This window comes from Tardiphaga alba (assembly GCF_018279705.1).
GTDB lineage: Bacteria > Pseudomonadota > Alphaproteobacteria > Rhizobiales > Xanthobacteraceae > Tardiphaga > Tardiphaga alba.
Genome location: NZ_CP036498.1, coordinates 1,754,038 through 1,774,583 on the forward strand (window position 1 = coordinate 1,754,038; position 20,546 = coordinate 1,774,583).

Here is a 20,546-nt window from a genome sequence, read left to right on the forward strand (position 1 = left end):
CGAATCGTTGGTCATGGCAAGCTTTCGTGTCTCGCTCGTTATTATCGTTGCAGCCGGTTGCATGGTGCAGATGATGTGCCGTCCGGCGGTGGTCCGCCTCGCGGTCGCAGTGTATCAAACTTGAGAGCAAATGTTTGATTCGCCGTTCATGTCATGTTGCGCGGCTCCAGGAGCATAACCCATGTCTGATGCACCATCGCCCGGTCCGGCTCCCGATGCCCTCGAGCTTGCGGCTTTGCTGTCGTCACGTGTCTGTCACGATCTCATCAGCCCTGTGGGCGCCATCGTCAATGGCCTCGAAGTGCTCGACGACAATCCGAAGCCCGAAGACAAGGAATTCGCGCTCGACCTGATCCGCAAGAGCGCCAAGACTGCATCAGCCCGCTTGCAGTTCTGCCGGCTCGCTTTCGGTGCGGCGGGGTCGGCCGGCGCCCAGATCGATCTCGGCGATGCGCAGACCATGGCGCGTGGCCATCTTGAAGATGCCAAGACCAAGATCGAGTGGAATCTTCCCCGGCTGCTGCTGCCGAAGAACAAGGTGAAGCTGTTGCTCAACATGCTGATCATCGCGCAGCAGACGATCCCGCGCGGCGGTCTGCTCAAGGTCGATCCGATTGGTGAGGGGGAGCCGACCGGCTTCCGCATCACCGCAACGGGTATCAATGCACGCCTGCCGCAGAACATCGTCGATATGCTTACGGCCGAACAGGTTGGTAATATCGATGCGCATGCCGTGCAGCCTTACTATACGCGGCTGCTGGCCGCAGCCGCGGCTCTGAAAGTCTCCATGGCGTTGGAAGGCGAGGCGGCCGTTATTTCTGCGGCATGAGCGCGCAGCGCAGCTGCTAACTTAACAAACCCTTTACGAGGCCGCTCTCAGAGCGGCCTCGTTGCGTTCATGCAGCTTCGTTCCAGCGCGGACGTTCACTGTTTCGCGGAATGCTCAACTAATATTAAACGCTTTGCGGCGAGAGTGGCCCTACTGCGATAAGGCGTAGCACCTTTGCGAGCCTTGAGTTGAAGGCCTATTTCCATGGATGATCTTCTCCGCGAGTTTCTGACCGAGACCAACGAAAGCTTGGACACAGTTGACAATCAGCTGGTTCGCTTCGAGCAGGATCCGAACAACGCGAAAATTCTCGATAATATTTTTAGACTCGTTCACACCATCAAGGGTACGTGCGGCTTTCTAGGCCTGCCTCGTTTGGAGGCTCTTGCACACGCCGCTGAAACGCTGATGGGCAAATTCCGTGACGGAATGCCCGTGACTGGCGAAGCGGTGACGCTGATCCTGACGACGATTGACCGCATTAAGGACATTCTCGGCCAACTTGAAGCGACGGAAGCCGAGCCGGAAGGCGTGGATGAAGACCTGATCGGTGAACTGCACCACATGGTCGAAAAGGGCATGGAAGCGATGAACGGTGCCGCCGTCGAAGAGGTCGCTCCGCCTGTCATGGATTCGCCGCCGCTGGTCGTGCAGGCGCTGGAGCGCGAACTGCGTCCGGGCGAAGTATCGCTCGACGAGCTTGAGCGTGCTTTCCAGGAAACCGAAACCGAACTTCACCCGGTCGTTGCTGCGCCTGCCGCAGTCGCGCCGGCCCCTGTCGCGGCGCCGGTTGCCGAGCAGAAGCCTGCTGCAAAGCCGGCCGCACCGAAGCCCGCCGCCAAGAAGACCGCCGTCGAACTCGAACATGGTGAGGCCGATAAGGTCGCCAACCAGTCGATCCGCGTCAATGTCGATACGCTCGAACATCTGATGACCATGGTCTCGGAGCTGGTGCTGACCCGCAACCAGTTGCTCGAAATCTCGCGTCGTCACGAAGATACCGAATTCAAGGTGCCGCTGCAGCGTCTGTCCACCGTGACGGCCGAGTTGCAGGACGGCGTCATGAAGACGCGCATGCAGCCGATCGGCAATGCCTGGCAGAAGCTGCCGCGCATCGTCCGCGATCTCGCCGGTGAACTCGGCAAGCAGATCGAACTCGAAATGCACGGCGCCGATACCGAACTCGATCGCCAGGTGCTCGACCTCATCAAGGATCCGCTGACGCATATGGTGCGTAACTCGGCGGATCACGGTCTCGAAACCCCGGCCGAACGCGCCGCTACCGGCAAGCCGGAGCAGGGCACGATCCGTCTCTCCGCCTATCATGAAGGCGGTCACATCCTGATCTGCATCGCCGACAACGGCCGTGGTCTCAACACCGAGCGGATCAAGTCGAAGGCGATCTCGAACGGTCTCGCCACCGAAGCCGACATCGAAAAGATGACGGAAGCGCAGATCCACAAGTTCATTTTCGCGCCAGGCTTCTCGACCGCAGCCGCTGTCACCAGCGTCTCGGGCCGCGGCGTCGGCATGGACGTGGTGCGCACCAATATCGATCAGATCGGCGGCACCATCGACATCAAGTCGGTGGCCGGCGAGGGCTCCAGCGTCACCATCAAGATTCCGCTGACGCTGGCGATCGTTTCGGCGCTGATCGTCGAAGCCGGTGGTGATCGTTTCGCGATCCCGCAGCTCGCAGTGGTCGAACTGGTGCGTGCGCGTGCCAATTCGGAACATCGCATCGAGCGCATCAAGGAGACCCCGGTCCTCCGCCTGCGCAACAAGCTGCTGCCGCTGATGCATCTGAAGAAGCTGCTGCAGATCGACGACGGTTCGTCGGCCGATCCGGAGAACGGTTTCATCGTCGTCACGCAGGTGGGCAACCAGACGTTCGGCATCGTCGTCGATGGCGTCTTCCACACGGAAGAAATCGTCGTCAAGCCGATGTCCACCAAGCTGCGCCACATCAACATGTTCTCGGGCAACACCATTCTTGGTGACGGCGCCGTGATCATGATCGTCGATCCCAACGGCATCGCGCAGGAACTCGGCGCTGCCGCCTCCAATATGGGCGAGATCGCCGACGAGAACGCCGCTGCACGCGCTCTCGGTGCCGAACAGCTCACCTCGCTGCTGGTCTTCCGTGCCGGCTCCGCGCAGCCGAAGGCTGTTCCGCTCGGTCTCGTCACGCGCCTCGAAGAGATCGGCGTCGATAAGATCGAATTGTCGAACGGCCGCTACATGGTTCAGTACCGCGATCAGCTGATGCCGCTGGTGCAGATGGAGAATGTCTCCGTTCGCAGCTCGGGCACCCAGGCGATCCTGGTCTTCGCCGACGACGGCCGCTCGATGGGTCTCGTGGTCGATGAGATCGTCGATATCGTCGAAGAGCGTCTGCATATCGAAGTGGCATCCGGCCGCGAAGGCATTCTCGGTTCGGCCGTGATCAAGGGCCTCGCTACCGAAGTCATCGATGTCGGGCACTTCCTGCCGCAGGCTTTCGCCGACTGGTTCTCGCGCAAGGAAATGCGTGTCTCGGCCACCGCGCAGTCGGTGCTGCTGGTCGATGACAGTGCGTTCTTCCGCAACATGCTGTCGCCGGTCCTCAAGGCTGCCGGTTACAAGGTGCGTGTCGCCACCAACGCCCAGGAAGGTCTCACCGTCCTGCGCTCGGGTCAGGAATTCGACGTCATTCTCACCGACATCGAAATGCCCGACATGAATGGCTTCGAGTTTGCCGAAACCATTCGCGCGGATCAGAAGCTCGGCCAGACGCCGATCATCGCGCTCTCGGCGATGATTTCGCCGGCGGCAATCGAGCGCGGCCGTCTCGCCGGCTTCCACGATTACGTCGCCAAGTTCGATCGGCCCGGCCTGATTGCCGCGCTCAAGGAACAGACCGCTGAAGTTCAGCAGCAGGCGGCATAAGGGGCACTATCATGACCACGACCACGACGACCACCAACGTGACCCACAATGCCGATGGCGCTGTCACCGAATACGTTACCACCATGATCGGTGGTCAGCTGTTCGGCATGCCGATCTCGCGTGTTCAGGATGTCTTCATGCCGGAGCGTCTGACCCGCGTGCCGCTCGCATCCAGCGATGTCGCTGGCGTGCTCAATCTGCGTGGCCGCATCGTCACCGCAATCGACATGCGTTCGCGTCTCGGCCTGCCCAAGAACGATGATGGCAAGCCGCCGATGGCCGTCGGTGTCGAACTGCGCGGCGAATCCTATGGCTTGCTGATCGACTCCATCGGCGAAGTGCTGAAGCTCGCCGACGAAAGCCGTGAAGTGAATCCGGTTAATCTGGATCCGCGCATGGCCAAGATGGCTGACGGCGTGCACCGTCTCGACGGTCAGCTGATGGTCGTACTCGATGTTGATCGCGTACTTGAAATTCCGACTGACAAGCTGGCCGCTTAAGACCAGCAACTGGACGATCCTGTCCGCGGTGGAAACGTCCCGTCTGGGATATGGAAAACGAGGCTCTCATGAAAACTTGTCTGGTCGTCGATGACTCCAGCGTCATCCGCAAGGTCGCCCGCCGGATTCTTGAAGGTCTCGATTTCGAGATCACGGAAGCCGAGGATGGTGAAAAGGCGCTCGAAGCGTGCAAGCAGCATCTGCCGGATGCCGTTCTGCTCGATTGGAACATGCCGGTGATGGACGGCTACGAATTCCTGCGCAATCTGCGTCGGATGCCGGGTGGCGAATCGCCCAAGGTCGTGTTCTGCACGACCGAAAATGATGTCGCTCATATCGCGCGTGCGCTGCATGCGGGTGCGAACGAATACATCATGAAACCGTTCGACAAGGATATCGTTTCGGCGAAGTTTGCTGAAGTTGGCTTGATCTGATTATTCGGCACTGGAAGCGCGTTTCGTTTCCAGTGCCGCTTTTAGTTAATGCCTTTGTGTTGAAGTATATTTCTGTTGCGTAAGTTGCGTCTGGTGAGTTGATGAGTGTTGCTGTTGTGAGTCCGGCTACGGCCGAGTCGCGGTATGAGCCGCTGCGTGTCATGCTTGTGGATGACAGTGTCGTCATCCGCGGGCTGATCGCGCGGTGGGTCGAAGCTGAGCCGGACATGACGGTGGTCGGCTCGCTGCGCACGGGCCTCGATGCGGTCAATCAGGTCGAGCGCATCAATCCCGACGTTGCCATTCTCGACATCGAAATGCCTGAACTCGACGGCATCTCTGCGCTGCCGCAACTGCTGGCGAAGAAGCGCAATCTCGTCGTGATCATGGCATCGACGCTGACCCGCCGGAACGCGGAAATCAGCTTCAAGGCCATGTCGCTCGGTGCCGCCGATTACATTCCGAAGCCGGAAAGCACGCGCGAGATCTCCGCAGCCGATATCTTCAAGCACGATCTGCTGCAGAAGATCCGCCAGCTCGGTGCGCGGACGCGTCGTCTGAAGTCAGTGACGAGCCCGTCGATTGCTCCGGCTGCACCGGTCGCCGCCGCAGCGCGCCCTGCTGTCGCGCCGCTCGTGACCGCGCCCTCCAAGGTCGTCACCCGCCCGTTCAGCGCGTCCATGCCGCGTGCGCTGCTGATCGGATCGTCCACCGGTGGTCCTCAGGCGCTGATGGCGCTGGTTGCTGAAATCGGTTCGGTGATCGATCGCGTGCCGGTGCTGATTACCCAGCACATGCCGCCGACCTTCACCACCATTCTTGCCGAACATCTCGCGCGGGCCAGCAAGCGTCCTGCGCATGAGGGGATCGATGGCGAGCCCGTCAGGCCCGGCACGATCTATCTGGCGCCAGGCGGCAAGCACATGCGTGCGGCGAAGCAGGGAGCCAATATCGTCATCGCATTGGATGACGGGCCGCCCGTCAACTTCTGCAAGCCAGCGGTCGATCCGCTGTTCACCTCCGGCATCGATGTCTGGCAGGGCGGTGTTCTCGCCGTGGTGCTGACCGGCATGGGCTCGGACGGCATGCGCGGCGGCAAGGAAGTCGTCGCCGCCGGTGGCAACGTGATCGCGCAGGACGAAGCTACCAGCGTCGTCTGGGGCATGCCTGGAGCTGCTGCCAATGCCGGCATCTGCTCGGCCATTCTGCCGCTGAATCAGATTGGCGCCAAAATTACCCGTTTGTTCTCTGGAGATCGTTCATGACCCCCGCCGACTACGATTTCCTCCGCAAGTTTCTGAAGGAAAAGTCCGGCCTCGATCTCTCGGCGGACAAACAGTATCTGGTCGAAAGCCGCCTGGTGCCGCTCGCCCGCAAGGCGAACCTCGCCGGCATCGACGATCTCGTTCAGAAGATCAAGCACGGCTCGTCGGCACTGGCTGCCGAGGTCGTCGAGGCCATGACCACCAACGAGACCTTCTTCTTCCGCGACAAGATGCCGTTCGATCATCTGCGCGACGTCGTGCTGCCGGAAATGATCCAGGCGCGTAGCGCCCGTCGCAGCCTCCGCATCTGGTGTGCGGCTGCCTCGACGGGGCAGGAGCCTTACTCGATCGCCATGGTGATCAAGGAGATGAGTGCACAGCTCGCCGGCTGGCGCATCGAAATCATCGGCACCGACATCTCGCAGCAGGTGCTCGAGAAGTCCAAGGCCGGCATCTACACCCAGTTCGAAGTGCAGCGCGGCCTGCCGATTCAGTTGCTGGTGAAATATTTCAAGCAGATCGGCGACATGTGGCAGATCGCGCCTGAGCTGCGCAGCATGATCCAGTACAAGCCGCTCAATCTGCTGACGGACTTCTCGCATCTCGGCAAGTTCGACATCATTTTCTGCCGCAACGTGCTGATCTATTTCGATCAGGACATGAAGTCGCAGATCTTCGGTCGCCTCGCCAAGTGCATGGAGCCCGATGGCTTCCTCGCCCTCGGCGCTGCAGAGACCGTGGTCGGCCTCACCGACGCGTTCAAGCCGCATGCCGACAAGCGTGGCCTGTACCGTCCGACGGCCATGCGCGTCGCACCGTCGATCGTGCCGCCGATGGCGCCGGTGGGCCTGAAGACAGCGATGCCGGCGCGGTGATCGCGTAAGCTGTCATCGCCCGGCTCGATGTACGGCCCGAAGAGATAGGTAACACCCGTTCGGAGACATGGGTAACACATCGTCGGCATGGATGGCTTAAGGAGGCCGGCATGCCTTGGCGCGAGGTGTCACACATGGATCAGAGAATGGAGTTCGTTCGGCTGTTTCAGCAGCCGGACGTCAATCGGCGGGAACTGTGCCGCCGTTTCCAGATCAGCCCGAAGACCGGCTATAAATGGCTGGCCCGTGCCCAAACCACTGAAGCCCGGTGGGCACAGGATCAATCGCGCCAACCCCATGTCTCGCCCAAGCGGAGCGATCTGGAGGTCGAAGCCGCTGTGCTGGCGATACGCGATGCGCATCCGGCCTGGGGCGCGCGCAAGATCCGGCGCCGGCTCGACGATCGGCAAGCAAGCCTGCCGGCCGCCTCGACGGTGCATGCCATGCTGGCACGGCACGACCGTGTGCCGGCTCCTAACCAGCCGTCGCACTACACGCGCTTCGAGCATCCGGCTCCCAACGATCTGTGGCAGATGGACTTCAAGGGGCGCTTCCCGCTCGGTGAGGGGATGTGCCATCCACTCACCATGATCGACGACCATTCCCGCTATGCGCTGTGCCTTCAGGCCTGCAGCAATGAGCGGCAGGATACGGTGCAGCAGCATCTCATCGGCTGCTTCCGGCGCTACGGCCTGCCGCAGGCGTTTCTGGTCGATAACGGCGTACCGTGGGGCACCTGCTCTGAAGTCAGGTGGACGCGGCTGCGCGTCTGGCTGCTCAAGCTCGGCGTCGATGTCATCTATGCCCGCCCGTATCACCCGCAGACCAAGGGCAAGAACGAACGCTTCCATCGCACCCTCAAGAGCGAAGTCCTGTCGATGGCGACCTATCGCACCACCCAACAAATGCAGCAGGCTTTCGACCGCTGGCGGCATGTCTACAATGCCGAGCGGCCGCACCAAGCGCTCGGCTACGACGTGCCGGCGAACCGCTACCGACCGAGCACTCGTGCCATGCCAGGCCAGTTGCGGGAGCCAGACTATGACGAGGGCACGATCGTGCGCCGGGCGAGCTGGCACAAGGCTCAGTTCAGATTCGGTAAAAAGCGCTGGCGGATGCCGGAAGCTTTTAGCGGCGAGCTATTGGCCATCCGGCCGCTCGCCACCGATGGCGCGTTCGGTGTCTTCTTCGGAGCCCATCAGATCGCTTCCATCGATCTGCGCAACGAGGCAACATGAAAACCGTTACCTATGTCTCCGAACACCCGTTACCCATGTCTCCGGGCCATACACTCGACCGGGCGATCCAGTACACTCCGATTATAGTGCGCGAGCTCAGACGATCGCGTTTACTGGACCACCCGCTTTCGCGGGTGGTGACAAGCAGAGTTCACCCAACTCGCTTCACAAAATCGCGTGCGGGATAAACCGTGACGTATTGCCTGTGATCGGGTTCTCATCCTCGCGGATCGAGAGCCCGCATGGCGCGTCCCCCACCAGCCAGCTTCCGATCACCGGGTAATTTCCGGAAAAGTTCGGCAGCGGCATTAGCATCTGCCGGATGAAACCTTCCTCGCCGTAAGGGCCGGGCTGTGCATCAATGGCATTGCCGCCGCTGATCAGCGTGACGTTTGCACCTTCGCGCGAATAAAGCGGCTTGCGCACATAGCTGGTGCCGAGCGCGCGTGCAGCCGGATCGTCGTCGAAATAAGCCGGCAGCAAATTCGGGTGGTTCGGAAACATCGACCAGAGCAAGGGCAGGATGCCTTTGTTGGACAGGATGGACTTCCAGGGCGGCTCGATCCAGCGGGCCGATGCGCCTTTCAGTTTGCCGCCGAACTGCTCGCGGAACATCCACTCCCAGGGATAGAGCTTGAAGATCAGCTCGATCGGTTGGTCCTTCATGTCCACGAAGTGGCCGCTATCGGCATAACCAATCTGCGTGATGTCGAGTAGCTCAGGTGTGAGCCCAGCTTGCTGCGCGACATCGGCGAGATATTGCACGGTGCCGCGATCTTCGGCGCTGTCCATGCCGGCGGCGAGATGCAGTGTTTGGCCGGCACCGATCTTGCGCCAGGCGTCGATCAGTCGCTCATGCAGCGAATTATATTGGTCCGCGCGCTTGGGCACGATTTGTCGCTCGATGGCCTGTTCCAGCCAGGTCCATTGAAAAACGGCAGCTTCGAACAACGATGTCGGCGTATCCGCATTGTATTCGAGCAGCTTTGCCGATCCCTTGCCGTCGAAGCAGAAGTCGAACCGGCCATAGAGGCTCGGATCCCCGCGCTGCCAGCTCGCCGTGATATAGGTCCAGTAGGCCTTGGGAATCTTTAGCTGCTGAAGGTATTGCTCGTCCTTGACGACGCGGCTGACCAGCTCGCGGCACATGGCGTCGAGCTCGCCTGTCGGCCCCTCGATCTGCTGCTCGATCTCCTCAAGCGTGAAGGCATAGTAAGCGCGCTCGTCCCAATAGCGTTCGCCCCATCGGTGTGGAAGGCGAAGCCCATGCTGGCGGCCGTGGCCTGCCAGTCATCGCGCTCGCTGCAGGTGATACGCTGCATCAGCCACCGCCTGAGAAGTGCGATCCGAACGAGCCGAAACCGCTGCGCGCCACATGGGTGCCGCTGGACGACGTTCCTGCCACGCTGGTGCCGGAAGAGGTGCTGCTACCGGTGAAATTCGCGCGCGATGACGATGAACTGCTGCCGCTGCTGCTGTAGCCATGGCCACCGGATGAAGACGACCACGACGAACTGCGCTGCTGGCATTCCTGGCGCGGTTGTCCCGGCGTGATGACCCGGTTCGGATCGCAGTTCTCGTTCGGCATCAGCGCATAGGCGCCGCCACCCACCGCCATGGTTCCCATTAGGAGCAGTGCGATCTGGCTCGAACGTTTGCGGGATGTCGGTTCCTCAGGCGCGGCTTGCGGCGAATGGCGCTTGTTGAAGTTCTTGATGCTCTCGTCCGTCATGGCGAATACACCATCGACGCCGCATTGAGGATGCCGGCCGCAAGCGAGGCAAGGCCGAGCCACAGGGCCGGCGCCATCTGGCCATCGGCGATGCGGTCAGAGAGCTTCGGCACGGGAATCCGCAGGATGAAATAGACCGCGATCTGCACGATCAGGGCAATGACGGCCCAGATCAGGCAGTCGATGACATTGGCGGAATGCACGATCGCGCTGGCCACAGGCAGCACGAAGCCGAGCAGGCTCAGTCCGAGCGCGATCGATGCCGGCGCACAGTCATTGCGGATCAGCGCGAATTCGTCATGGGATGTCGCGCGCAGATAAACGAATAGATAAAGCATCACGGCGACGATGCCGGTGCAGAAATAGACCAGGAATGCCGGTAGCCCGGCCAGAGATTGCAGAACCATTCCGCCCCGAATAGCTGTCAGGCGCCATCGCCCGATGCACCCATTGTATTCGTCGCGGCGGCCGATGGGAGAGTTCATAAGCGCAAACAAAAACCCCGCCTTTCGGCGGGGTTTTCGTGAGAACGTTCGGGGAGAGATGACTTAAGCCGGGATGCGGATCTCGTCTTCGCTCGGCTCGCGGAGCACATAACCGCGGCCCCACACCGTTTCGATGAAGTTGCGGCCTTCGGAAGCGTTGGCCAGCTTCTTGCGGAGTTTGCAGATGAAGACGTCGATGATCTTCAGTTCGGGCTCGTCCATACCACCATAGAGGTGGTTCAGGAACATTTCCTTGGTGAGGGTGGTGCCCTTGCGGAGCGAGAGCAGCTCCAGCATCTGGTATTCCTTACCCGTCAGATGGACGCGCTGACCGCCGACTTCCACCGTCTTGGTATCGAGATTGACCACCAGGTCGCCGGTCTGGATGACCGACTGGGCATGGCCCTTGGAGCGGCGCACGATCGCATGAATGCGGGCAACCAGCTCGTCCTTGTGGAAAGGCTTGGTCATGTAGTCGTCGGCGCCGACGCCGAGACCCTTGACCTTGTCCTCGATGCCGGCGAGGCCGGAGAGGATCAGGATCGGGGTCTTGATCTTCGAGACCCGCAGCTGCTTGAGCACATCGTAACCGGACATGTCCGGCAGATTCAGGTCGAGCAAAATAATATCGTAATCGTAGAGCTTGCCGAGATCGACGCCCTCTTCACCGAGATCCGTCGTATAGACGTTAAAGCTCTCGGATTTGAGCATCAGCTCAATCGACTGCGCAACAGCGCTATCATCTTCAATTAGCAAAACGCGCATGCCAGTCCCCTTTAGTCGCCGTGCTGGGCGTCAGGTCGGCCGCCATACTTGCGGCACCAAGAAACGCCTACGAACAACTGATTCGGATCCTGACGGGATATGGTTAACAAATGCTGATTCTTCTTCGCAAGCTCTAATCGTGCAATTTTTGTCGAATCGCCGTAAGATGTTGCGTCAAAGACTCTTTTCGTAACCGTGCCCGTTTAAGTTCCGCATTAGGATTAGGCGCTAGCCGCTTCCATCGATTCGCCCCACCGTTCTGCCGGCGCGAATGCTCTCAGTCATCCAAGACAGTGATGGAATGATTAACGATGCGGGTAAACACGGAGTTAAGGGCCCAACGGCAATGAGGCGAAACTTTAAAGCTTTCGCTACGAAGGATTTACCTTGAAGGCGAGGGTAAGGCAGTGAAGGCCCGAATTCCGTGAAGGCACTCGCCGAGCAGATCGCCGATATCGACGGCATCAACATCTACGGGCGCGTGGTGGGTGTGCGTGGTCTCATGGTCGAGATCGCTGGCCCGATCCATGCCATGTCGGTCGGTGCGCGCATCGTGATCGAAACCGGCACCAATCGTTTCATTCCTGCCGAGGTGATCGGCTTCAGCGGCGACAACGCGGTGGTGATGCCATTCGCCGGGCTAGAAGGTGTTCGCCGCGGTTGCCGCGCCGTCATTGCCAATGCGGCCAGCATGGTGCGTCCCTCGATCGGTTGGCTCGGCCGCGTGGTCAATGCGATGGGCGAGCCGATCGACGGCAAGGGGCCACTGCCGCAGGGGCCGGCGCCGATGCCTTATCGTGCGTCGCCGCCGCCGGCGCATTCGCGCAAGCGTGTCGGCGCGCCGCTCGATCTCGGCGTGCGCTCGATGAACACGTTTCTCACCTGCTGCCGTGGCCAGCGCATGGGCATCTTCGCCGGGTCCGGCGTCGGCAAGTCGGTGCTGCTCTCCATGCTGGCGCGCAATGTCGATGCCGATGTCTCGGTGATCGGCCTGATCGGCGAGCGCGGCCGCGAAGTGCAGGAGTTCCTCCAGGAAGATCTTGGCGATGAAGGCCTTGCCCGCGCCGTAGTCGTCGTCGCGACGTCCGACGAGCCCGCGCTGATGCGTCGCCAGGCGGCGTATCTGACGCTCTCGATATCGGAATACTTCCGCGACGAGGGCAAGGACGTCATGTGCATGATGGACTCGGTCACCCGCTTCGCGATGGCGCAGCGCGAGATCGGCCTGTCCGTCGGCGAGCCGCCTACCGCCAAGGGCTATACGCCGACGGTGTTCACGGAACTGCCAAAACTGTTGGAGCGGGCGGGGCCGGGCACCGATGAAGGCTCCATCACCGCCATTTTCACGGTGCTGGTGGACGGTGATGATCACAACGAGCCGGTCGCCGACGCCGTTCGCGGCATTCTCGATGGCCATATTGTGATGCAGCGCGGCATCGCCGAGCGAGGCCGCTACCCCGCCATCAACATCCTGAAATCCGTCTCGCGTACGATGCCGCGGTCCTGCGATCCCGCCTATTTGCCGACCATCACGCGGGCCCGCCAGATCATGGCGACCTATTCGGATATGGAAGAGCTCATCCGCCTCGGCGCCTATCGGGCCGGTTCCAGCCCGGAGGTGGACGAGGCCATCCAGCTGCACGAGCCGCTCGAGGCCTTCCTGCGCCAGCGCAAGGACGAGGTCTGTGGGTTGTTGGAGGGATACCAGCAACTGCACCAAATTGTTGGTACTTCGGCAACGGAACGCTAACTTTGTCGCGCCATCATGATCGCCAGAGATGGAATTCAGCCGGCTGGGCCTGTTCGGACAGCTGGTGTTGTCCCGCTGTGATACAGGGACTTCTGGGGAGTATGAGTCGATGAAGTCACGTGACACCCTGATCCGCCTGAAGAAGTTTCAGGTCGACGAGAAGCGCCGCCGCGTCAATCAGATCGAAGGCATGATCGCCGACTTCCAGCGCATGTCGGTGGATCTGGAACGGGAGATCCAGACCGAGCAGGACCGCGCTGGTATCCAGGATCCCACCCATTTCGCCTATCCGACCTATGCCAAGGCCGCGATCCAGCGCCGCGAGAACCTGACCCGCTCGGCCGATGAGCTGCGCGGCCAGCTCGAAGACGCCAAGGCGCTGCTCGGCGAAGCCTTCGAAGAACTCAAGAAGGTCGAACTGCTCGACGAGCGCGACCAGGCCCGCGCCCGCGAGGAAGAGAATGCCCGCGAGCAGGCCGATCTCGACAGCATCGGCTTGATGCGCGCCCGCATCGGCGCAGTGGCCTGACTTCGTCATTGCGAGGAGCCTCTTGGCGACGAAGCAATCCAGTCTTCCTTCCGTGTCGCTCTGGATTGCTTCGCTGCGCTCGCAATGACGGCGGATAGGATTTTGCCAAAACCCGGGCCCTCGCGGCCCGGGTTTTTTGCGTCTGCCGTCCACAGCGTGAAGAGCAACATGGCTTGCGCGTCGGTATTCATGTTACGAGTCGCGAATACCGCTGAGCGACCCGGTTGCGCAGAAGAAGGTATTTTGAGGTTGAGGAGACGGAATGCTGACGCCGGCAGAATTGGTTTGGCTGCTCGCCGCGGTCGCAAAGGGCGACGAAGCTGCATTCGAGCGGCTTTATACCGCTACGCGTGCGAAACTGTTTGGTGTCGTGCTCCGTATCTTGCGCAGACAGGACCTCGCGGAGGAAGTGATCCAGGAGGTCTACGTCAAAATCTGGAACAGCGCCGGCCAGTTTAATCCGGGCGTTGCCTCGCCGATCACATGGATGGCTTCGATAGCGCGCAACCGTGCGATCGATGTCGTGCGCAAGAAGGGCGAGACGTCGATAGAGGAAGAGCCGGCCGCCATGGAAGTCGCCGCCGATACCCCGATCCGCTCGCGCGCCGCGAGATGACCGAAGAGTTGCGGCGTCTGCTGGAATGCGTCGGACAGCTCGAACCCGAGCGGCAGAAGTTGGTCTTGCTTGCTTACTACAATGGCTGGAGCCGCGAGCAACTCGCAGTGAAATTCGAGAAGCCCGTGAATACCGTGAAAACGTGGCTGCGCCGGAGCATGTTGGACATCCGCGCATGTCTGGGACTGGCATGATGGACTACAGCGAAGACCATATCGCGCTTGCCGCGGAATACGCGCTCGGCACCCTTGATGCTGATGAGCGCGCGCAGGTCGAGCAGATGATGGCGGTCGACAAGGACTATGCCGCCGTCGTCGATAGCTGGGAGCGTGCGCTCGCAGTGCTCAACCAGATGGTCGGCCTGGTCGAGCCGGGTCCGCAAGTGTGGGAGAATATCCGTACCGCCATCGGCATGTCGGGACAGCAGGCATCAATGGTTCTGCCACAGACGCCGGAGCCGGTTGCAACGCCCGTTGTCGAAGCGATGCCTGAGCCCGTGCGGGCTGACACGTCGAATGTGATCGATCTCAGCCGCCGTGCGCAGCGCTGGCGCGGTATCGCGACGACGATGACCGCGATCGCTGCTGCTCTGATCGCTTTGATCGGTGTGCAGGCGACGCGGCCGGATCTGTTGCCCGCCGGGCTGCGTCCGAAGCCGGAAATTCAGGTCGTCCAGGCACCCACGCCGGCGCCGACCGTGCAGCAACTCGCCGCCCAGTCGCAATATGTCGCTTTGTTGCAGACGGATGCAACGTCGCCGGCCTTCATCCTCACGGTGGATGCTGCCACGAAGAACTTCACGGTCCGCCGCGTCGGTGCCGAGCCGCAGACTGGCAAGAGCTATGAGCTCTGGATCGTCTCCGACAAATTTCAGGCGCCGCGTTCGCTCGGCGTGATCGGCGGCGATGAATTCACCACCCGCGCTGCTCTTGCGTCTTACGATCCGGATACCGTCAATGCTGCGACCTACGCCGTAACCGTCGAACCCGAAGGCGGCTCGCCGACGGGTTCTGCGACGGGTCCGATCGTGTTCACAGGCAAGCTGATCGAAACGGTACCACCGCCGAAGTAACGCTCCGTCATTGCGAGCGCAGCGAAGCAATCCAGAAAGCCACAAGCAAAGAACTGGATTGCTTCGCTGCGCTCGCAATGACGATCATTGTGCATGAACACCAGACAAAAGAAAAACGCCCGTGGGGAGCGGGCGTTTTCCATTTTGCAGTCCACTTGGGGGGAGTGGGGTCTGCTGCATAATCGCATGACGACCTTGGGGGACATCGGCATGCGAATTCGTAAAACTCGTTAGCGGACCATGCTCGCGTTAGACGTTGCCGTCGTCACCGGGGCGCCTGCTTTTATGACGCGCGCGGCCTGTGTGTATCCATCGCCAGAATTGACGCGCGCTGAAATGCCCACACCGGCCACGAAAATACCGGCGATGAGAGCAACGACCACCACTTTCAGGTGGGTCATGCGATCCGCGCTGTAAATCGAGTGGTTCATGGAACGCTCCTGCCGTTCACTGCCTGACTGCTCGTTGGTGTCGAGCTTCGCTGATCAGGTTCATCATCTGTGTGGCAAGAAACGTAAGAACCAGTCCTTACGTTCCTGAATCGTCATCACAAGACGGTGAGAGTCCGTGATACTAAGGCGCGTAAAAGCCGGATCGGAGCGGAAATTTACAAAATAGTTATTTGTTTACAGTTCGGTAGTCACGATTGTCGCGGCTTGTGCGGAACTTGCCGAAAGACATTACAGATCGGCAAGGCTCTTGTGTGTGATGAATTTGCATCGCTCTTGCTGCAGTGATTTGCGTCTGATCCTGGCCGATCAGACGCTGCCGACGGTCTTCAGGCGAGCGCGGGGTGGATTTCGGCCTGCGACAAAACGGTCGTCTGCGAGCGGAACCGTTCCACCAGCGACCGGACGAAGGGGCGAATACCGGCAGACGTCACCAGCACCGGCGCTTCGCCTTCGCGGGCCGCCTGTTCGAAGCTGTTGCGCACGGCGACCATGAATTCCGACAGCTTTGACGGCTGCATCGCGAGGCTGCGTTCTTCGCCTTGGCCGATGATCGACTCCGCAAAAGCCTGCTCCCACTGCGCTGACAGCGCGATGAGCGGGAGATAGCCGGCATAGGATGTGTTCTGCGCGCAGATCTGGCGGGCCAGTCGTGTGCGGACATGTTCGACGATGGTCGATGGGTTGCGCGAGAAGGCGAGGGCGTCGGCGATGCCTTCGAGAATGGTGGAGAGGTCGCGCACCGAAATGCGTTCGGTGAGCAGCAGTTGCAGCACGCGCTGGATGCCGGAAACGGTGATGAGCGCCGGCACGATATCCTTGACGAGCTCGCCCTGTTCCTTCGGCAGATCCTTGAGCAGCTTCTGCACTTCGCCATAGGAGAGCAGATCCGACATGTTGCCCTTGAGCAATTCGGTCAGGTGCGTGGACAGCACCGTGGCCGCATCGACCACCGTGTAGCCCTTCAACGAGGCTTCTTCCTTGAGTGCAGCGTCGACCCAGGTCGCAGGCAGGCCGAAGGTCGGCTCGGTCGTGTGAATGCCGGGCACGCTGACCTGATTGCCGCCGGGATCCATGACCATGAACTGGTTTGGCCAGATGCGACCCGTGCCGGCTTCGACTTCCTTGATCTTGATGACGTAGGTGTTGGCTTCGAGCTGGACGTTGTCGAGTATGCGCACCGACGGCATCACAAACCCCATCTCGACCGCCAGCGACTTGCGCAATGCCTTGATCTGTTCGGTGAGGCGATCGGTGCCGTCCGGGCCGTTGACCAGCGGCAGCAGCGCGTAGCCCAGTTCGATCTTGAGGTCGTCGATTTTGAGCGATGCGGAGATCGGCTCTTCCTCGGCAGCAGCGGCTTGCGCTGCCGTGGCCGCGGGGCCACCCGGACCGGCCGCAGCTTGCTGGGCCGCAACGGTCTTCTGCGCCTTGTTGCGCTTGCTGGCAGTGTAGGCGAGCCAGCCGGCGCCGCCGCCGAGGGTGATGAATGGCAGCATCGGAATGCCCGGCAGCAGCGCCAGCGTGAACATCACGCCCGCCGACATGGCAAGCGCCTGCGGATAGCCGGAGAACTGCTTGAGCAGCGTCTTGTCGGCAGCGCCGGTGATACCCGCTTTGGAGACCAGCAGGCCGGCGGCGGTGGAGACGATCAACGCCGGCACCTGGGTGACGAGACCGTCGCCGACGGTGAGCAACGTATAGGTGCGGCCGGCTTCAGAAAACGGCATGCCCTGTTGGGCCACGCCGATGATGATGCCGCCGACGACGTTGATGGCGGTGATGAGCAGACCGGCGATCGCGTCGCCGCGGACGAACTTCGAGGCACCGTCCATGGCGCCGAAGAAGCCGCTTTCGTCTTCCAGATCCTTGCGGCGTGCCTTTGCTGTGGCTTCGTCGATCAGGCCTGCAGAGAGATCGGCGTCGATCGCCATCTGCTTGCCGGGCATGGCGTCCAGCTGGAATCGCGCCGCGACTTCGGCGATACGCCCCGAACCCTTGGTGATGACGATGAAGTTGACGATCAGCAGGATCGCGAACACGACAACGCCGATGACGAAATTGCCGCCCATGACGAAATGGCCGAACGCCTCGATGACGTGGCCGGCTGCCGCAGTGCCTTCATGACCGTGCGACAGGATCAGGCGGGTCGAGGCGAGGTTCAGTGACAGCCGCAGCATGGTCGAGATCAGCAGGACGGTCGGGAACGACGAGAATTCCAGCGGCGTCTGCGTGAACAGCGCCGTCATCAGGATCAGCACCGACATGATGATCGAGATCGCCAGGAATATGTCCAGCATGAAGGCCGGCAACGGCATGATCAGGACGATCAGGATGACCAGGACGCCGAGCGCGAGCGCAATGTCGCCGCGCAAGATCGTGCGCTTGATCTTTTCGAGATCGAAGCCGCCGCCGCTCGGGCCGCCGATGCCTTGACCCGCCACCAAATCCGTCATCGTCACTGCTTCCCCGCGCGCATGTCGATCATGCGCACCAAACGTATGCTTGGCAGCCGGAGGGCCGCCGATCCGCAAGTGAGGCACCGCACTGGCATCCACGGGCATTCCCCCGATCGGCTGACGAGACACGATTTCACTGGGCAATTTTTGCCGTGTGTATGGTTAGCAAAGGGTTAATTTCGGTTAACCGGAGGGGCGGAAGGGCGGTGTGACGCAGGTTTCTTGCACTTTGCGGCCCCACGAAGCGAAGCTTCGCTAGAGCGGGAGAATGGCATCGCGGCCGGAGCGACTTGCACAGGTGAGGCCGGGCCGGAGAAATTCTTCCTCCGCTCCACCACTTTCGCATGCCTAATCCTTCAGCAGGATCGCTTGACCCGAAAGGAACTCCCCTTCAGGTTGCTTCCGTGAATTCAGAAACGGCCATCCCGGAAACGTCCGCCTTCCAGCCCGACTCGCCTCAGGCATGGACCCGCCTTACCCTGGCCCTCGTGGTCGGTTCGCTCGGCTCCGTCGGCATGTGGTCCGTCGTGGTGGTCTTGCCGGCCGTGCAGGCCGATTTCGCCGCCACGCGCGGCGCGGCGTCGCTAGCGTTTACCTTCACCATGGCCGGTTTCGGCATCGGCGGCGTCGTTGTCGGCCGGCTGACGGATCGGTTCGGGATCGTCGCGAGCATCGCGCTGGCCACCGCACTGATGGCTGTCGGCTATGTGCTGTCCGCCTTCACCACAGCGCTCTGGCAATTTGTCCTGCTGCATCTTCTGATCGGCGCGGGTTCGTCGGCCACGTTCGCACCCTTGATGGCGGAAGCCTCGCACTGGTTCGAGCGCAAGCGCGGCATTGCCGTCGCTCTGGCCGCGACCGGCAGCTATATCGGCGGCACGTTCTGGCCGCCTTTGGTGAGCTGGGGCATGCTCACATTCGGCTGGCGCCCCACGCAGATCGGCATCGCCGTCGTGACGACCGCTCTCACGCTGGTGACGCTTGCGGTGCTGCGCGCGAAAATGGGCGCGAACGAACGCCGCAGCCATGCCAATGCGCCGCCGCCGAAAGTCGATCTGCAGCTCAGCCACAATGCGTTGACGGCGATCCTGTTCATTGCCGGCATTGGCTGCTGTGTCGCCATGGCGATGCCGCAGGTGCATATCGTCGCTTATTGCACCGATCTCGGTTATGGCGCGGCGCGTGGCGCCGAGATGCTGTCGGTGATGCTGGCACTCGGCATCATCAGCCGCGTCGGCTCGGGCTTTCTTGCCGATCGCATTGGCGGGCTGCGGACGCTTCTGGTTGGCGCGATTGCCCAGGGCGTGGCCCTGGTGTTCTACCTGTTCTTCGACGGGCTGGCCTCGCTCTACATCATCTCGGGGATGTTCGGTCTGTTCCAGGGCGGCATCGTGCCCGCCTATGCGATCATCGTCCGTGAGGCGATGCCGGCATCGCAGGCGGCCACGCGCGTCGGCATCGTCATTCTCGGCACCATTGTCGGCATGTCGCTGGGCGGTTGGCTGTCCGGCGTGATCTTCGACGCGACAGGCTCCTATCGCGCGGCCTTCATCAATGGCATCGGTTTTAACCTGTTCAACGTCACCATTGTCACGTGGCTGCTGCTGCGTGCCCGGAAACGTCTGGCGGTGATGCGGAGTGCGCCGGCATAACGGCTGACACAGATGAGTTCCGTCCTCACGTCACCGGTTACGCGCACGGTCGTATTCATCGCGGATCGTTTCAGTTAGTTCTCGCACGGTCGGAACGCTCGTGACGCCCGACACGCTGTGGCCCGCCGACCAAATGTCGCGCCAACGCTTGGGACCTTCGGCGCCGCTTCCGTAGAGCTGGGCTGCACGCTCTTCCGTGAGATTCGTTGGCAGATTTTCGGGATCGAGTCCGGCTGCGATCACTGACGGGCGTAGCGTGTTCGACAGCAGCCCGGTGAAGGCGTTGCTCAGCATGACATCGTCCAGCGAACTGTTCACGAGCATAGCCTTGTGGCCTTCCAATGCCATGCTCTCCTGCGTCGCAATGAACTTGGTGCCCATATAGGCGAGGTCGCAGCCGAGCGCTTCGGTGGCCCAGAGCGCCTGGCCATCCGAAATACCGCCGGCCATAACGAGCGGGCCATCAAAAAAGGCGCGGACGGCGCGGGCGAAGGCGAAGCCATTGGCCCAGCCGGTCTGCCCGCCGGCACCGGCGGTTAGCAGGATCAGTCCGTCCGCACCGGCTTCCAGTGCCTTCTGTGCGTGCTTGATGGATGCGACATCGGCAAAGACCAGGCAGCCGATATCATGCAGCGGCTCGATCACCGGCTTGGGCGAGCCGACGCTGGTGATGACGATCTCCGGACGGAATTTGAGGAGGCATTTCAATTCCCCCATCAGCGCATCGCGGCGCATGATGAGATTTGGACAATAGGGCGCATCGTCCGGGCCGAGCGCGCTTGTGATCTTGACGAGCCAGGAGTCCAGCTCTTCGATCGTCCGGCAATTCGCAGTGGGAAACGATCCGATGACCCCGCTTTTGCCCGCCGCAATCACGAGATCCGGTCCGGAGACCCGGAACATGGGCGCGGCGATCAACGGCAATGTCATGCGACGGCGAAGTGAAGATGGAAACGTCATGATGCAAC

15 protein-coding genes and 4 pseudogenes are annotated in these 20,546 nt (G+C 61.3%); 12 read left to right on the forward strand and 7 right to left on the reverse strand.

The features are described 5' to 3' along the window. The first annotated feature begins 181 nt into the window (after positions 1-181). From chpT to RPMA_RS08270, 7 genes and pseudogenes are all read left to right on the forward strand, one after another. A complete protein-coding gene (gene chpT / locus RPMA_RS08240; RefSeq protein WP_211912355.1) occupies positions 182-829 on the forward strand; it encodes a histidine phosphotransferase ChpT in 648 nt (215 codons plus the stop codon). Positions 830-1,033: 204 nt separating this feature from the next. Next, the gene (locus RPMA_RS08245) at positions 1,034-3,757 is read left to right on the forward strand and encodes a hybrid sensor histidine kinase/response regulator (protein WP_211912356.1); all 2,724 of its coding nucleotides are present in this window, start codon (positions 1,034-1,036) and stop codon (positions 3,755-3,757) included. A gap of 11 nt (positions 3,758-3,768) precedes the next feature. Further along, positions 3,769-4,257: a chemotaxis protein CheW gene (locus tag RPMA_RS08250; protein ID WP_211912357.1), complete on the forward strand. Its 489-nt coding sequence runs from the start codon at positions 3,769-3,771 to the stop codon at positions 4,255-4,257. Between the two features lie 68 nt (positions 4,258-4,325). After that, complete coding sequence (locus RPMA_RS08255; protein WP_211912358.1) at positions 4,326-4,691, forward strand: response regulator; 366 nt, start codon at positions 4,326-4,328, stop codon at positions 4,689-4,691. A gap of 101 nt (positions 4,692-4,792) precedes the next feature. Beyond that, positions 4,793-5,956, forward strand: a complete 1,164-nt coding sequence (locus RPMA_RS08260) for a protein-glutamate methylesterase/protein-glutamine glutaminase (RefSeq protein ID WP_211912359.1) — start codon at positions 4,793-4,795, stop codon at positions 5,954-5,956. Continuing rightward, on the forward strand, positions 5,953-6,831 hold the full coding sequence (locus RPMA_RS08265) for a CheR family methyltransferase (protein WP_211912360.1): 879 nt from the start codon (positions 5,953-5,955) through the stop codon (positions 6,829-6,831). Before RPMA_RS08260 ends, RPMA_RS08265 begins: the two co-directional genes overlap by 4 nt. A 110-nt stretch (positions 6,832-6,941) precedes the next feature. Further along, a pseudogene (locus RPMA_RS08270) lies at positions 6,942-8,116 on the forward strand (IS481 family transposase); the annotation flags it as partial. Between the two features lie 118 nt (positions 8,117-8,234). Here the strand turns inward: RPMA_RS08270 and RPMA_RS08275 are convergent. From RPMA_RS08275 to ctrA, 4 genes and pseudogenes are all read right to left on the reverse strand, one after another. Further along, positions 8,235-9,391 (reverse strand): annotated as a pseudogene (locus tag RPMA_RS08275) (glutathionylspermidine synthase family protein). After that, positions 9,391-9,801, reverse strand: coding sequence for a hypothetical protein (locus RPMA_RS08280; protein WP_211912362.1), 411 nt, complete (start codon positions 9,799-9,801; stop codon positions 9,391-9,393). The pseudogene RPMA_RS08275 and the gene RPMA_RS08280 overlap by 1 nt, the downstream one beginning before the upstream one ends. Further along, a complete protein-coding gene (locus RPMA_RS08285) occupies positions 9,798-10,208 on the reverse strand; it encodes a DUF350 domain-containing protein (protein WP_211912363.1) in 411 nt (136 codons plus the stop codon). The genes RPMA_RS08280 and RPMA_RS08285 overlap by 4 nt, the downstream gene beginning before the upstream one ends. A gap of 141 nt (positions 10,209-10,349) precedes the next feature. Beyond that, entirely contained in the window at positions 10,350-11,051 is a 702-nt protein-coding gene (gene ctrA, locus RPMA_RS08290; protein ID WP_211912364.1) for a response regulator transcription factor CtrA, read from the reverse strand. Positions 11,052-11,475: 424 nt separating this feature from the next. On the opposite strand from ctrA, the gene fliI reads away from it, so the two are divergent. The 4 genes and pseudogenes from fliI to RPMA_RS08310 all read left to right on the forward strand — a co-directional run bounded on the left by fliI (position 11,476) and on the right by RPMA_RS08310 (position 15,018). Continuing rightward, the gene (gene fliI / locus RPMA_RS08295; RefSeq protein WP_211912365.1) at positions 11,476-12,801 is read left to right on the forward strand and encodes a flagellar protein export ATPase FliI; all 1,326 of its coding nucleotides are present in this window, start codon (positions 11,476-11,478) and stop codon (positions 12,799-12,801) included. Positions 12,802-12,910: 109 nt separating this feature from the next. Then, positions 12,911-13,330, forward strand: coding sequence for a flagellar export protein FliJ (fliJ, locus tag RPMA_RS08300; RefSeq protein ID WP_211912366.1), 420 nt, complete (start codon positions 12,911-12,913; stop codon positions 13,328-13,330). A gap of 262 nt (positions 13,331-13,592) precedes the next feature. Further along, positions 13,593-14,140, forward strand: a pseudogene (locus RPMA_RS08305) (sigma-70 family RNA polymerase sigma factor). After that, entirely contained in the window at positions 14,140-15,018 is an 879-nt protein-coding gene (locus RPMA_RS08310; protein WP_211913563.1) for an anti-sigma factor, read from the forward strand. Before RPMA_RS08305 ends, RPMA_RS08310 begins: the two are co-directional and overlap by 1 nt. Before the next feature lie 230 nt (positions 15,019-15,248). On the opposite strand, the gene RPMA_RS08315 is transcribed toward RPMA_RS08310, so the two are convergent. After that, on the reverse strand, positions 15,249-15,449 hold the full coding sequence (locus RPMA_RS08315) for a hypothetical protein (protein ID WP_211912367.1): 201 nt from the start codon (positions 15,447-15,449) through the stop codon (positions 15,249-15,251). A gap of 327 nt (positions 15,450-15,776) precedes the next feature. Further along, a pseudogene (flhA, locus tag RPMA_RS08320) lies at positions 15,777-17,923 on the reverse strand (flagellar biosynthesis protein FlhA). Between the two features lie 347 nt (positions 17,924-18,270). On the opposite strand from flhA, the gene RPMA_RS08325 reads away from it, so the two are divergent. Further along, on the forward strand, positions 18,271-19,578 hold the full coding sequence (locus RPMA_RS08325; RefSeq protein WP_211912368.1) for an MFS transporter: 1,308 nt from the start codon (positions 18,271-18,273) through the stop codon (positions 19,576-19,578). A 30-nt stretch (positions 19,579-19,608) separates the two neighbouring features. Here the strand turns inward: RPMA_RS08325 and RPMA_RS08330 are convergent, their stop codons facing one another. Continuing rightward, positions 19,609-20,538, reverse strand: a complete 930-nt coding sequence (locus RPMA_RS08330) for an NAD(P)H-dependent flavin oxidoreductase (RefSeq protein WP_211912369.1) — start codon at positions 20,536-20,538, stop codon at positions 19,609-19,611. Positions 20,539-20,546 lie beyond the last annotated feature (8 nt).

What these genes read in the sequence shown, in the direction of transcription:
- chpT (WP_211912355.1), top strand. Translation starts at nt 182, where the DNA reads ATGTCTGATGCACCATCGCCCGGTCCGGCTCCCGATGCCCTCGAGCTT.
- RPMA_RS08245 (WP_211912356.1), top strand. Translation starts at nt 1,034, where the DNA reads ATGGATGATCTTCTCCGCGAGTTTCTGACCGAGACCAACGAAAGCTTG.
- RPMA_RS08250 (WP_211912357.1), top strand. Translation starts at nt 3,769, where the DNA reads ATGACCACGACCACGACGACCACCAACGTGACCCACAATGCCGATGGC.
- RPMA_RS08255 (WP_211912358.1), top strand. Translation starts at nt 4,326, where the DNA reads ATGAAAACTTGTCTGGTCGTCGATGACTCCAGCGTCATCCGCAAGGTC.
- RPMA_RS08260 (WP_211912359.1), top strand. Translation starts at nt 4,793, where the DNA reads ATGAGTGTTGCTGTTGTGAGTCCGGCTACGGCCGAGTCGCGGTATGAG.
- RPMA_RS08265 (WP_211912360.1), top strand. Translation starts at nt 5,953, where the DNA reads ATGACCCCCGCCGACTACGATTTCCTCCGCAAGTTTCTGAAGGAAAAG.
- RPMA_RS08280 (WP_211912362.1), bottom strand. Translation starts at nt 9,801, where the DNA reads ATGACGGACGAGAGCATCAAGAACTTCAACAAGCGCCATTCGCCGCAA.
- RPMA_RS08285 (WP_211912363.1), bottom strand. Translation starts at nt 10,208, where the DNA reads ATGGTTCTGCAATCTCTGGCCGGGCTACCGGCATTCCTGGTCTATTTC.
- ctrA (WP_211912364.1), bottom strand. Translation starts at nt 11,051, where the DNA reads ATGCGCGTTTTGCTAATTGAAGATGATAGCGCTGTTGCGCAGTCGATT.
- fliJ (WP_211912366.1), top strand. Translation starts at nt 12,911, where the DNA reads ATGAAGTCACGTGACACCCTGATCCGCCTGAAGAAGTTTCAGGTCGAC.
- RPMA_RS08310 (WP_211913563.1), top strand. Translation starts at nt 14,140, where the DNA reads ATGGACTACAGCGAAGACCATATCGCGCTTGCCGCGGAATACGCGCTC.
- RPMA_RS08315 (WP_211912367.1), bottom strand. Translation starts at nt 15,449, where the DNA reads ATGAACCACTCGATTTACAGCGCGGATCGCATGACCCACCTGAAAGTG.
- RPMA_RS08325 (WP_211912368.1), top strand. Translation starts at nt 18,271, where the DNA reads ATGCCTAATCCTTCAGCAGGATCGCTTGACCCGAAAGGAACTCCCCTT.
- RPMA_RS08330 (WP_211912369.1), bottom strand. Translation starts at nt 20,538, where the DNA reads ATGACGTTTCCATCTTCACTTCGCCGTCGCATGACATTGCCGTTGATC.